Raw genomic sequence first — 13,226 nt, forward strand, 5'->3', positions numbered from 1 at the left:
CGACGCAATATCTCTCAAATCGCTTCAACTGTTTTTCATTTTTGTCAGTTGAGCGTCAAAATTGGACATTTGAGAAGAGAGGGGAATTTTTATCTTTCTCGCAGAGTATAATCATGTATACGAAGGGAGAACTGAAAATGATAAAATCAATTCGCATCTTATTGTTACTAGCTTTGATCCAGATTAGTTTGAGTAGCTGCTTGCTGTGGAAGGGAGCCATCTTAACCTTAAAGCAGTCAAGCGCCTATTTTCTAGTGTTTATCGTATTGGCATCAGGTCTGTGCGTGGGGATGAATTTCTTTTATACCCAAGATCAGGATGTCCATAGCATCTTAAACAGTCAGAAAAAAGTGAAACTATTTTATAGTATCTTGTTGGTCTTAAACCTAGCAGGTGTCTGTCTGGTATTGTCGGAGACTATTTTTACACAGACAGCTTTTCAGCAAGAGTTAGTAGATCTTTTCTTGCCCTCCTTCTTTTTCTTGTTTGGCATTGATTTACTTGTCTTTTTACCATTTGAAAAGTACAGCAGAGATTTGAAAAACACTCTCAATAAGAAAAAAACGGTTGCCCTGACGGTTCTGGCAACCTTGCTATTCTTGAGAAATCCAATAACAGTCTTATCCATTGTTTTTTATGTCGGTTTGGGATTCATTTTTGCTCGTTTTCTGTTTCCAAAATCTATGAGAAGGGAATTTTCTTTTTACGGGCACGTAATCCGAGATATTTTACTTGTTAGCGCCATGTGTATATTCTTCTAAAAACGCTTTTCTATCAATAAAAATTCCCTATTTTCCCAAATTTATTATAGTAAGTTTGTAAAGAAAATTCACACAAAAGAAAACTTTTTGGTATAATAGTAGCATGTACACAAAAAATGAAGAAGAGCTGATCGATCTGGGAGAACGCCTAGGGACCTTACTCCAAAAAAACGATGTTTTGATCTTGTCTGGAGAACTGGGTGCTGGTAAAACAACCTTTACAAAGGGTCTTGCCAAGGGCTTGGGGATTCGTCAGATGATCAAAAGTCCAACTTACACCATCGTGAGAGAGTATGAGGGTCGCCTTCCGCTCTACCACTTGGATGTCTATCGGATTGAGGGGGATGCTGATTCGATTGACTTGGATGAGTTTCTCTTTGGTGGTGGTGTGACCGTTATCGAGTGGGGACATCTTTTGGGTGAGGATTTGCCAGATTCCTACTTGGAGTTGGAACTCTTGAAAGAGGCTGAGGGTCGTCGCCTCTATTTTACCGCTCAGGGTCCTCGTGCTGAGGAATTGATTAAGGAGCTTCAAGATGGAGTATGAACTTTGTATTCGTGAGGCTGAAGCTCATGATGCAGCTGCTTTGGTTGCATTCTTGGATTTAGTTGGACAGGAGACAGATTTCACCAGTCTGGATGAAAATGGTATCCTGATGACAGAATCTGAAATGGCTCTTTTTATTGAAAAGCAAGCGACTTCAGATAACCAAATCACTCTCCTAGCCCTCCTGAATGATGAAATTGCAGGTATTTTGAACATCACGGCAGAGCAACGTATGCGGGTTCGTCATATTGGGGATATCTTTCTGGTCATCCAAAGGAAGTTTTGGAATCATGGCTTAGGAAGCATACTCCTTGAAGAGGGAATTGAGTGGGCTAAAACCAGTGGAGTTCTGCGTCGTTTGCAGCTCAGTGTACAAAAGCGCAACGAGGCGGCTATCCACCTCTATTCAAAATTTGGATTTGTTACAGAAGGCTTACAAGAAAGAGGAGCCTATTTAAAAGAAGGGATATTTTTAGATGTTTACCTGATGGGTAGACTGATAGATAAATGATAAGATGGTAAAAAAAATAATCGGAATGCTACTAGCTTTTCTAGCAGTAACGGCTTTAGGTATGGGTGCATATGCCTATACTATTTATTATCAAGGAACTGAAACCTTAAGTAAAAAAACTTATAAGAAAATTGGTGAAGAAACCAACGTGATTGAGGCGACAGAGCCTTTGACCATTCTCTTGATGGGGGTGGATACGGGAAATGTAGAACGTACAGACCCTTGGGCGGGGAATAGTGATTCCATGATTCTTTTGACAGTCAATCCGAAAACCAAGAAAACCACTATGATGAGTTTAGAACGGGATATTTTGACCAAGATTGAAACTGGAAATGGCCAAGTTCAGGAAGCAAAACTCAATGCTGCTTATGCCAATGGCGGTGCAGAGTTGGCTATTTCAACCATTCAAAAAATGATGAACATCCATATCGATCGCTATGTGATGGTCAACATGCAAGGACTCCAACAGCTAGTTGATGCAGTTGGGGGCATCACAGTAAATAACACACTCGGTTTCCCGATTTCGATTGCTGATCAGGAAGAATTTAATAAAATCTCGATTGGAGTCGGTGAGCAAACTTTGAATGGTGAGGAAGCCCTGGTCTATTCACGGATGCGTTATCAGGATCCTGAGGGAGACTATGGTCGCCAAAAACGTCAACGTGAAGTCATTCAAAAGATTATGGAAAAGGTCTTGAGTCTCAATAGTATCAGTCATTATCAAGCTATCTTAAAAGCGCTTAGTGATAATATGCAGACAAATGTTGATTTGTCTGCCTCCAGTATTCCTCAACTACTTGGTTACCAAGATTCCTTTAAAAACATCGAAACTCATCAACTTCGTGGTGAAGATGCTGAGTTGCAAGGAATCTCTTATCAAATCGTAACGATGGAGCATATGCTGGAAATGCAAAATCTTTTGCGTCGTTCCCTAGGGAGAGAGGACGTAGTAGAGTTGGAGACCAACGCTGTTCTGTACGAGCATCTTTATGGTCGAACAGTGCCTTCAACAAATACTTTAGGCGAAGAATCCGAATAAAATGAAAAATCAAATCGTGGGACTTTCCTGCGATTTTTTCAAAAAAATTCGAATAGATAAGTAGGAGGAAACATGAAAGCAGAAATTATTGCTGTAGGAACGGAAATTTTGACAGGGCAGATCGTCAATACCAACGCCCAGTTTTTGTCAGAAAAGCTAGCAGAAATCGGAGTAGATGTCTACTTCCAAACAGCTGTCGGAGATAATGAAGCGCGTCTCATGTCCTTGCTAGAGATTGCGAGCTCGCGTAGCAGTCTAGTCATTTTGACAGGGGGCTTGGGGCCTACTGAGGATGATTTAACCAAACAAACGTTGGCGAAATTTTTGGGAAAAAACTTAGTGTTTGATCCTCAAGCGCAAGAGAAACTGGATGTCTTTTTTGCTCAAAGGCCAGACTATGCTCGAACACCGAATAATGAGCGCCAAGCCCAAATTGTAGAAGGGGCAACTCCACTGCCAAATGAGACAGGTTTAGCAGTAGGAGGGGTGTCGGAAGTGAATGGCGTGACCTACGTGGTCCTTCCGGGACCACCTAGTGAGTTGAAACCCATGGTCTTAAATCAGCTCTTACCTAAGTTAATGACTGGTGCTAAGTTGTACTCACGAGTGCTCCGTTTCTTTGGGATTGGTGAAAGTCAGTTGGTGACCATTTTGGCGGATTTGATTGACCATCAAACCGATCCGACTTTGGCGCCTTATGCCAAAACGGGAGAGGTGACCTTGCGCTTGTCTACAAAAGCAGTCAGTCAAGAAAAGGCTGATCAAGCATTGGACATCTTGGAAAATCAAATCTTGGGTCGCAAGACTTTTGAGGGAATTTCTTTACGAGACATCTGTTATGGATATGGGGAAGAAACCAGTCTAGCAAGTGTCGTTGTAGAAGAGCTAAAGAAGAGACAGAAAAGCATTACTGCGGCAGAAAGCTTGACGGCAGGTCTCTTTCAAGCGACATTAGCAGATTTTTCGGGCGTTTCAGCAATCTTTAATGGCGGTTTTGTCACTTACAGCCTAGAAGAAAAGTCCAAGATGTTGGATATTTCCGAGCAAGAGCTAAAAGAACACGGGGTCGTTTCTGAATTTACGGCTCGAAAAATGGCAGAGCAGGCACGGCTCAAGACTCAGTCTGATTATGGAGTCAGTCTGACAGGTGTAGCTGGGCCAGATAGCCTAGAGGGGCACCCAGCTGGCACCGTCTTTATCGGCTTGGCGCATGCAAAAGGAACAGAAGTTATCAAGGCTAATATCGCAGGACGGAGCCGTGCAGATGTTCGTCATATTGCGGTTATGCATGCCTTTAACCTAGTTCGCAAGGCTTTATTAAGTGACTAAATTTTGGTATAATGAAAGATAGGTCTAAGGACCAGTAGAATATAGGAGAACAAAATGGCGAAAAAACCAACGAAAAAATTAGATGAAATTGGGAAAAAATTTGGAGCTGACCGTGAAAAAGCATTGAACGATGCTCTTAAATTGATCGAAAAAGACTTTGGTAAGGGTTCAATCATGCGCTTGGGTGAGCGAGCCGAGCAGAAAGTGCAAGTGATGAGCTCAGGCTCATTGGCGCTTGATATTGCTCTTGGTTCAGGTGGTTATCCTAAGGGACGTATCATCGAAATCTACGGACCAGAGTCATCTGGTAAGACAACGGTTGCCCTTCACGCTGTTGCGCAGGCGCAAAAAGAAGGCGGTATTGCAGCCTTTATCGATGCGGAGCATGCGCTTGACCCAGCCTATGCTGAGGCCCTTGGTGTGAACATTGACGAATTGCTCTTGTCACAACCAGACTCAGGGGAGCAAGGTCTTGAAATTGCAGGAAAATTGATTGACTCAGGTGCAGTTGACCTTGTCGTTATCGACTCGGTTGCGGCCCTTGTACCTCGTGCAGAAATTGATGGGGACATTGGAGACAGCCACGTTGGTTTGCAAGCTCGTATGATGAGCCAGGCCATGCGTAAACTCGGAGCTTCTATCAATAAGACTAAAACAATTGCCATCTTTATCAACCAATTGCGTGAAAAAGTTGGGGTCATGTTTGGAAACCCAGAAACAACCCCTGGTGGACGTGCTTTGAAATTCTACGCTTCAGTCCGTTTGGATGTTCGTGGAAGCACACAAATCAAGGGAACTGGTGACCAAAAAGATACCAATGTCGGTAAGGAAACCAAGATCAAGGTCGTGAAAAACAAGGTGGCTCCACCATTTAAGGAAGCCTTTGTTGAAATCATGTACGGAGAAGGAATTTCTAAGACCGGTGAGCTCTTGAAGATCGCAAGCGATTTGGATATCATCCAAAAAGCAGGAGCTTGGTACTCGTACAAAGGTGAAAAAATCGGACAAGGATCTGAAAATGCTAAGAAATACTTGGCAGATCACCCAGAGATCTTTGATGCCATCGACCATCAAGTTCGTGTTCAATATGGCTTGATTGAAGATGAAGAAGGGACAACTCCTACTTCTGGCGTTGAGGATCTAGCACCTAACCAAGAAGTAACACTTGACCTAGGCGATGGACTTGAAATCGAAATCGAAGAATAACATAAAAAGTAGCAGATAGGAACTGCTACTTTTTATGTTTGTTTCAGATGAAAGAACTAATGGTCACTAAAACGACGATACTCGATATGAAAGTCAAAGTAATGTTCATCCTGTAACTTCTGGAAGATGTCGCGATAGGCTTCCTCGTCGAAATGGTCACCGCGGTAGAGAATTTCAAAACTCAAATCATCGTACTCTAGAAAAGCGTTGGCTGTTTTGAAACCATTTTGGCGATAGAAGTCCATGCGGGCCTTCCTTTGCTCCAAGTTATCGCATTCTTCATCTAATCGCTCGACTTCCAGAAACATGGTTCGCTGGTAAAAATCTGTTAGCTTTTCGATAATTTCCTTTCCGTACCCATGGCTTCTCAGGTGGGGCATGATGGCAAAAAAGCTGATATAGAAAGCTTTGGGGTTGGAAATAGAGAAAGCAAAGCCGACAAACTCTTCCTGGTTATAAAAGGCAAAGAAGTGGGCGTCATCTCGGTCTTGATAGCGTAAAAACTCAGACAGAGGGACTCGTTCTTCCTCGGGGAAAGCTTCCTTGTTTAGCTTTTCAACCTTATCAAGATCCGGAAATGCATCGGTTATTAATTGACTGGTCAAACTCATAAATGACCTCCTTTTCTTGATTATAGCAAATTGTCCCTCTGTAAGCAATTGATTTTAAGAAATCCAAGCAATCCTTGTCGCTCCTTTAGAAAGCTGATATAATAGCTTTATGAATAAGAAAAGAAAAGTGGATTTGGTCAATGGTCCAATCTTTCCTTCGCTTTTAAGCTTTGCCTTTCCAATCTTACTGTCTAATATCTTTCAACAGCTTTATAATACGGCTGACGTCTTGATTGTTGGACGATTTCTTGGTCAAGATTCCTTGGCAGCAGTAGGGGCGACAACTGCCATTTTTGACTTGATTATAGGCTTTACGCTTGGTGTTGGAAATGGCATGGGGATTGTCATTGCCCGCTATTATGGGGCTCGTAATTTCACTAAAATTAAAGAAGCAGTAGCAGCAACTTGGATTTTAGGTGCTCTTTTGAGCATTGTGGTCATGCTGATGGGCTTTGTCGGTCTGTATCCACTCCTGCAATATTTAGATACCCCGGCAGAAATCCTTCCTCAATCCTACCAATATATTTCTATGATTGTGACTTGTGTAGGTGTCAGCTTTGCCTATAATCTCTTTGCAGGTTTGTTGCGGTCCATTGGAGACAGTCTAGCAGCTCTTGGATTTCTGATTTTTTCTGCCTTGGTCAATGTGGTTCTGGATTTGTATTTTATTACGCAACTGCATCTGGGAGTTCAATCTGCGGGGCTTGCTACCATTATCTCGCAAGGTTTGTCAGCGGTTCTCTGCTTTTTCTATATCCGTAAGAGTGTTCCAGAACTGCTCCCTCAACTCAAGCATTTTAAATGGGACAAGGCCTTGTACGCGGATCTTTTAGAGCAAGGTTTGGCTATGGGTCTGATGAGCTCGATTGTGTCCATTGGTAGTGTGATTTTACAGTCTTCAGTCAATACCTTTGGAGCTGTGATTATTAGCGCCCAGACGGCGGCGCGTCGCATTATGGCTTTTGCTCTCCTTCCGATGACGGCTATTTCTTCTGCTATGACGACCTTTGCCTCTCAGAATCTTGGGGCCAAGCGACCAGACCGCATAGTTCAAGGTCTTGGTATTGGGAGTCGCCTGAGCATGTCCTGGGCAGGTTTTATTTGTATTTTCCTCTTTTTTGCCAGTCCTAGCTTGGTTTCCTTCTTGGCCAGTTCGACAGATACCTACTTGGTAGAAAATGGTAGCCTCTACCTGCAAATCAGTTCAGTTTTTTATCCGATTTTAAGCCTTTTGCTGATTTATCGGAATTGCTTGCAGGGATTGGGGCAGAAAATCCTTCCTCTAGTTTCCAGCTTTATAGAACTAATCGGGAAAATCGTTTTTGTGGTCTTGATTATCCCTTGGGCAGGGTATAGGGGAGTTATTCTCTGCGAACCCCTTATCTGGGTTGCCATGACCACCCAACTGTACTTTTCACTTTTCCGCCATCCCCTGATAAAAGAAGGCAAGGCAATCTTGGCAACAAAAGGACAATCCTAGCTGGATTTGCTGAATAAAATCCATTTCCTCTAGTGAAAATCGAAAAAACTTGTGTTATAATAAGAAAGATTAAAATGTGAAAAAAGGAGATTCCTAATGGGACGTAAATGGGCCAATATCGTAGCCAAGAAAACGGCTAAAGATGGAGCTAACTCTAAAGTATATGCAAAATTTGGTGTAGAAATCTATGTAGCAGCTAAAAAAGGTGATCCAGACCCAGAATCAAACACTGCTTTGAAATTCGTTATCGACCGTGCTAAACAAGCCCAAGTGCCAAAGCACGTTATCGATAAAGCGATTGATAAAGCAAAAGGAAACACAGACGAAACCTTTACAGAAGGACGTTACGAAGGATTTGGACCAAATGGTTCTATGTTGATCGTTGATACCTTGACATCAAACGTCAACCGTACAGCAGCCAATGTCCGTGCTGCCTTTGGTAAAAACGGTGGAAACATGGGGGCTTCAGGTTCTGTTTCTTACCTCTTTGACAACAAGGGTGTTATCGTATTTGCAGGTGATGATGCGGATGCAATCTTTGAACTTTTGCTCGAAGCTGATGTGGATGTGGATGATGTAGAAGCAGAAGATGGAACAATCACTGTTTACACAGCTCCAACTGACCTTCATAAGGCTATCGTTGCCCTTCGTGAGTCAGGTGTAGAAGAATTCCAAGTGACAGAATTGGAAATGATTCCTCAATCAGAGGTTGAGTTGTCAGGTGATGACCTTGAAACCTTTGAAAAACTTTACAGCGTTCTTGAGGACGACGAAGACGTACAAAAAATCTATACTAACGTAGATGGATTCTAATAGAAAAACGAACAGTTTTACTAGCTGTTCGTTTTTTTGATATTTGAACTTAGACTCTGGTTTCAGAATCGTTTTGTTGCTTGCTTTTTTCTAGACCTAGACCAACAGCATGTTTTTGGACGAGCAAGAGTTGCCCATTGTCATCTTTTGCAAAAGTTAGGGTAACCGTCTTGATCTTGTTTCCAATAGAAATATAGGTGATTTTTTTCGTATTGTAACCCTCAAGAGTGAAGTCAAACTCGGAATCTGGCAGTCCGTGTTTGTTGATAATATCCTTGTAGTTGGTACCACCTTTTCCTTTGTTGTCAAGGTCACCTTCGATTAAGGCGTCGAACTGTTCTTGGGTCCAGGTGAAGGTATCTTCTTCCTCTTCCTCGGGGATGGAAGCGCTGCTATCGTCTGTCAAGTCGCTTTCTTCTTCGCGTTCCATTGAGGAACTTGCCTCTCTATAGGAACGGTTAAACTCCCTGACAAACTCTTTGTAGACATTAGCGTACAGTATATGGGTCGTAAAGAAAAGTACAACTGAAGCAATTGCAAGGGATGTTCCGATAATGGCCATTGTTTTTCGTTTTTTGAGGTTGACGATAAGGCCGATAATCCCTAGGATTAAAGCGATAATGGCGATGAAAAATGATAGATAGTTAATAAACGGGATCCAGGACCCTAAAAGTGCGATGGCTCCAAAAATGGTTGCCAAAATCCCTAAAACTTTTTGTTCTTCTGGTTTCATTTGAAAGCTTTCTCCCTTTATCGAGTGAATGGATATCAATCCACAGTGGTTAGTGCTTATTATAGAGAAAATATCTGCTGATGTCAATTCCGACTAAAATAGTTCTCTAGGAAACTTTTTTCTTGACATCTCCTCTGAAAGTGATAAAATAGTTCTCATGGAAACTTAATTAGTTCTCCTGGGAACTATATTCAATCGTGAGAAAGGAGCAATCATGGACAAGCCAATGTTGATTTTTAAACGCTTTGGGCACCAGGTTCACCTGATGGTACAGAAAGAAGCCAAGCGTTGCGGCATTGAATTTATGGGTGGACCGCAAGGGCAAGTTCTGCGTTTTTTAGATCATTGTGAGCAAGACCAGGATCTGGTTTTGATTAAGGATATTGAACAAGAACTCAATGTCACCAAGTCCGTTGCTAGTAATTTAGTCAAGCGTATGGTACAAAATGGTTTGGTTGAACTAGAGGCCAGCCCGAGTGATAAGCGGGCAAAGTTTGTTCGCTTGACGGATAAATCGCGTTCGCAGATGCAAGAAGTTAAGGCCTTTTTTGATCGGATCAATCAGAGTCTGCTAGAGGGTGTTTCAAAGTCAGACTTGGCAATCTTTGAAAAGGTCCTCGGTCAGTTGCAAGAAAATGTTGAGAAGATAGGAGGAGAGAATGAAGAAACTCGCTAAACGTATTACAGGAAAAGAGTGGGGGATGATTGTCCTTGCGATTCTTTTCACTTGTTTCTCGGTCTATCTCGAGTTAGAGGTACCGACCTACATTTCGCAAATTACAGAATTACTGGGAACGTCAGGGACACAGATGGATGCACTCTGGTCACCAGCTGCGAAGATGATTGGATTGTCTTTATTGGCTTTCTTTTCATCTGTTATGGTTGGTTTCTTTGCCGCTCGCGTTGCAGCATCCTATACAACCCATCTACGTAGAGACGTATTTCATCGTGTTTTGGATTTTTCACAGACAGAGATCAAGCGCTTTTCAATCCCAAGTCTTTTGACTCGGACGACTAATGATATCACACAGGTACAGATGCTCTTTACTATGGGCTTGCAAGTGGTTACTCGTGGGCCGATTATGGCTATCTGGGCCATTGGAAAAATTCTTGGAAAATCGGAATACTGGCTCTGGGCGGTCGTTGTGGCTGTTATTGTCAATGTCTTGATGACCACCGTTCTCATGACTCTGGCCTTTCCAAAACAATCTGTTATCCAAAAATTGACAGATAAACTCAATAGCATCACTCGTGAAAGTTTGACTGGGATTCGAGTTGTTCGTGCATACAATGCGGAAGATTACCAAGATGAAAAATTTGAAGCAGCCAACGATGAGGTAACACGTCTCAATCTCTTTGTCAATCGATTGATGGCGATTATGAACCCGATTATGATGGGGATTTCCAGTGGATTGAGTTTAGCCATTTACTGGATTGGTGCCTATATCATCAACGACGCAAGTTTGACAGAACGTCTGCCACTCTTTAGTGATATGGTAGTCTTCATGTCCTATGCTATGCAGGTCGTGATGGGATTCCTTCTCATGGGAGCACTCTTTATCGTTCTTCCTCGTACCTTGGTTTCGGCAGGGCGTATCAATCAAGTATTGGATTTGCATTCTTCTATTGAAAATCCTAGTCATGCACAGACAGCGGATCATTCAGTTCAGGGACAAGTGGAATTCCGTGATGTAACTTTCCGCTACTCTAAAAACTCTGAAGCAGTCGTGGAACATGTCACTTTCAAAGCAGAAGCGGGTCAAACCGTAGCCTTCATCGGATCGACTGGATCAGGGAAGTCTACGCTTGTCAACCTCTTGCCACGTTTTTACGACGTTTCTGATGGAGAAATCCTAGTGGACGGAGTTAATGTTCAAGATTACGATTTGGAAGATTTGCGCAATAAGGTCGGCTATATTCCACAAAAAGCTGTACTCTTTTCTGGAGATGTCAAGGAGAACTTAGACTTTGGTAAGAGCAAAGAAACTCCTCTAAGCGAAGCTGCTATGTGGCAAGCCTTGGAATTGGCCCAGTCTAAAAACTTCATCGAGGACAAGGAAGCAGGTCTTGACTCAGAAGTGGCCCAAGGCGGAACTAACTTCTCAGGAGGTCAAAGACAGCGTTTGGCCATTGCGCGTGCCTTGGCTCGTAAACCAGAGATTCTCATCTTTGATGATTCCTTCTCAGCCTTGGACTACAAGACGGATCGTGTCCTACGCCAAGAACTAGCTGAGAAAACAAAATCCATGACCAAGCTCATCGTAGCGCAACGGATTTCTACCATTATGGATGCAGACTTGATCTTAGTATTGGATCAAGGAAAAGTCGTGGGACAAGGCACCCACAAGGAACTTCTAGCTATCAACGAAGTCTACCAAGAAATTGCCTACTCACAACTATCGAAGGAGGAATTGGAACATGGAAAATAAAAAAGTGTCGGTCTGGAAACAGTGCAAACCTTATATGGCAGGCCTCCAACTCCCTCTCCTAATAGCAGTTGTGGCTGCAGTCATTTCAAGTATCATCACAGTTTATGGGCCAACTAAGATTAAGGAAATTACAAACTTGATTTCAGATGGTTTGGCTACAGAAATCGACTTGGTAGCTGTGTCAAACATTGCTGGATTTTTGGTTGTCCTATATGTGTTTGGAGCTATCCTTAACTATACACAGGCCTATATCTTTTCAACGAGTATCCAACATTTCTCGAAACGTTTGAGGACAGCAATCGCTGAAAAAATCAATCGTTTGCCACTTGGCTATTTTGACCGTCATTCACAAGGAGACACCCTTTCGCGCGTGACCAATGATGTGGATACAGCAGCGCAATCTCTCAACCAAAGTCTAGGGACAGTTCTTTCAGCTAGTTTCTTGTTGATTGCTGTCTTGGTGACCATGTTTGGGATGAACTGGATTTTGGCATTGGTAACCGTTGTATCAACCCTTGTTGGTTTTGCGGCGGTTTCCGTAATCATGGCCAAGTCACAGGGTTATTTTAAAGCTCAACAAAATAATCTAGCGGCCGTCAATGGTTATGTGGAAGAGATGTACTCTGGCCATAATGTAGTGACCAGCTACAACGCAGTGGACACCTCCAAAGCGAGATTTGCAGGTTTAAACCAAAACTTGCATGATAGTATCTGGAAATCTCAGTTTATCTCTGGTATCATGATGCCAGCCATGTTCTTTGTTGGGAACTTTAGTTATGTCTTAGTCATCATCGTTGGGGCCGCGCTGGCGTTGGAAGGACACATCACTATAGGGATTATTGTAGCCTTTATGGTTTACGTACGGACCTTCTCCCAACCTCTGTCACAGATTGCCCAAGGGATTACAAGCTTGCAACAAGCGAGTGCAGCCATGACTCGTGTATTAGAGTTTCTAGGTGAAGCTGAGATGCAGGATGAATCCCATAAGGACAGACAATTGAGTGACATGAAAGGGGAAGTGATTTTTGATCACGTGTCGTTTGGATATACACCAGAGCGCACCATCATCCATGACTTTTCTGCGACAGCTCATGCAGGTCAAAAGGTCGCAATCGTTGGACCGACTGGGGCTGGTAAGACAACCATTGTCAATCTTTTGATGAAGTTTTATGAGATTGATAAGGGAAGTATCCGCATCGATGGTGTGGATACCAAGGACATGAAGCGCTCTGAAGTGCACGATGCCTTTTCAATGGTCCTGCAGGACACTTGGCTCTTTGAAGGAACCATTCGAGAGAACCTGATCTATAATCAGACAGACATCAGTGATGAACGAATGATAGAAGCCAGCAAGGCTGTGGGAATCCACCACTTTATCATGACCTTGCCAGACGGTTACGATACTGTTTTGGATGATACAGTGACCTTGTCTGTTGGACAAAAACAACTCTTGACCATTGCTCGTGCCCTTCTCAAAGATGCACCGCTCTTGATTTTGGATGAAGCGACATCCTCAGTCGACACACGTACAGAGGAATTGATCCAAAAAGCTATGGACCGTTTGATGGAGGGTCGAACTTCCTTTGTCATCGCCCATCGCTTGTCAACTATTCGTAATGCAGATTTGATTCTTGTCATGAAAGATGGCAATATCATTGAACAAGGCAACCATGAGGAGCTGATGGCGCAAGGTGGCTTCTACGCTGACTTGTACAATAGTCAATTTACAGAAGACGAAGCAGAAGAATAAATCTAAAGAAGGCTTGA

The 13,226-nt window shown here is 42.9% G+C and carries 13 protein-coding genes; 11 read left to right on the top strand and 2 right to left on the bottom strand.

Annotated features, from left to right (window positions below):
• The first annotated feature begins 137 nt into the window (after positions 1-137).
• The 6 genes from E2R31_RS00705 (at position 138) to recA (ending at position 5,393) form a co-directional block, all read left to right on the top strand.
• Positions 138-761, top strand: a complete 624-nt coding sequence (locus tag E2R31_RS00705; protein ID WP_125450471.1) for a hypothetical protein — start codon at positions 138-140, stop codon at positions 759-761.
• Positions 762-864: 103 nt separating this feature from the next.
• The gene (gene tsaE / locus E2R31_RS00710; protein WP_125450470.1) at positions 865-1,308 is read left to right on the top strand and encodes a tRNA (adenosine(37)-N6)-threonylcarbamoyltransferase complex ATPase subunit type 1 TsaE; all 444 of its coding nucleotides are present in this window, start codon (positions 865-867) and stop codon (positions 1,306-1,308) included.
• Entirely contained in the window at positions 1,298-1,819 is a 522-nt protein-coding gene (locus tag E2R31_RS00715) for a GNAT family N-acetyltransferase (RefSeq protein WP_125450469.1), read from the top strand. The genes tsaE and E2R31_RS00715 overlap by 11 nt, the downstream gene beginning before the upstream one ends.
• Before the next feature lie 4 nt (positions 1,820-1,823).
• Positions 1,824-2,858, top strand: coding sequence for a glycopolymer--peptidoglycan transferase LytR (gene lytR / locus E2R31_RS00720; RefSeq protein WP_125450468.1), 1,035 nt, complete (start codon positions 1,824-1,826; stop codon positions 2,856-2,858).
• A 72-nt stretch (positions 2,859-2,930) separates the two neighbouring features.
• Entirely contained in the window at positions 2,931-4,187 is a 1,257-nt protein-coding gene (locus tag E2R31_RS00725) for a competence/damage-inducible protein A (protein WP_132972306.1), read from the top strand.
• 54 nt (positions 4,188-4,241) lie between these two features.
• Entirely contained in the window at positions 4,242-5,393 is a 1,152-nt protein-coding gene (recA, locus tag E2R31_RS00730; RefSeq protein ID WP_132972308.1) for a recombinase RecA, read from the top strand.
• A 56-nt stretch (positions 5,394-5,449) separates the two neighbouring features.
• Here recA and E2R31_RS00735 read toward each other — a convergent pair whose 3' ends face one another.
• Positions 5,450-6,004 (bottom strand): GNAT family N-acetyltransferase, encoded by a 555-nt coding sequence (locus tag E2R31_RS00735; RefSeq protein ID WP_132972310.1) that lies wholly within the window; start codon positions 6,002-6,004, stop codon positions 5,450-5,452.
• Positions 6,005-6,113: 109 nt separating this feature from the next.
• Here E2R31_RS00735 and E2R31_RS00740 point away from each other — a divergent pair, with 109 nt between their 5' ends.
• Together E2R31_RS00740 and E2R31_RS00745 are read left to right on the top strand one after the other, a co-directional pair.
• Positions 6,114-7,484: an MATE family efflux transporter gene (locus tag E2R31_RS00740; RefSeq protein WP_132972313.1), complete on the top strand. Its 1,371-nt coding sequence runs from the start codon at positions 6,114-6,116 to the stop codon at positions 7,482-7,484.
• Between the two features lie 96 nt (positions 7,485-7,580).
• On the top strand, positions 7,581-8,297 hold the full coding sequence (locus tag E2R31_RS00745) for a YebC/PmpR family DNA-binding transcriptional regulator (protein WP_132972314.1): 717 nt from the start codon (positions 7,581-7,583) through the stop codon (positions 8,295-8,297).
• A gap of 49 nt (positions 8,298-8,346) precedes the next feature.
• On the opposite strand, the gene E2R31_RS00750 is transcribed toward E2R31_RS00745, so the two are convergent.
• A complete protein-coding gene (locus E2R31_RS00750; RefSeq protein WP_207918317.1) occupies positions 8,347-9,030 on the bottom strand; it encodes a CD20-like domain-containing protein in 684 nt (227 codons plus the stop codon).
• Between the two features lie 214 nt (positions 9,031-9,244).
• Here E2R31_RS00750 and E2R31_RS00755 point away from each other — a divergent pair, with 214 nt between their 5' ends.
• From E2R31_RS00755 to E2R31_RS00765, 3 genes are read left to right on the top strand one after another with little or no spacing between them, the layout of a single operon-like run.
• A complete protein-coding gene (locus E2R31_RS00755) occupies positions 9,245-9,706 on the top strand; it encodes a MarR family winged helix-turn-helix transcriptional regulator (RefSeq protein ID WP_125450464.1) in 462 nt (153 codons plus the stop codon).
• Positions 9,690-11,459: an ABC transporter ATP-binding protein gene (locus tag E2R31_RS00760; protein WP_125450463.1), complete on the top strand. Its 1,770-nt coding sequence runs from the start codon at positions 9,690-9,692 to the stop codon at positions 11,457-11,459. The genes E2R31_RS00755 and E2R31_RS00760 overlap by 17 nt, the downstream gene beginning before the upstream one ends.
• On the top strand, positions 11,449-13,209 hold the full coding sequence (locus tag E2R31_RS00765; RefSeq protein WP_084947308.1) for an ABC transporter ATP-binding protein: 1,761 nt from the start codon (positions 11,449-11,451) through the stop codon (positions 13,207-13,209). Before E2R31_RS00760 ends, E2R31_RS00765 begins: the two co-directional genes overlap by 11 nt.
• The last annotated feature ends 17 nt before the right edge of the window (positions 13,210-13,226 follow it).

Source organism: Streptococcus downii (assembly GCF_004353325.1).
GTDB lineage: Bacteria > Bacillota > Bacilli > Lactobacillales > Streptococcaceae > Streptococcus > Streptococcus downii.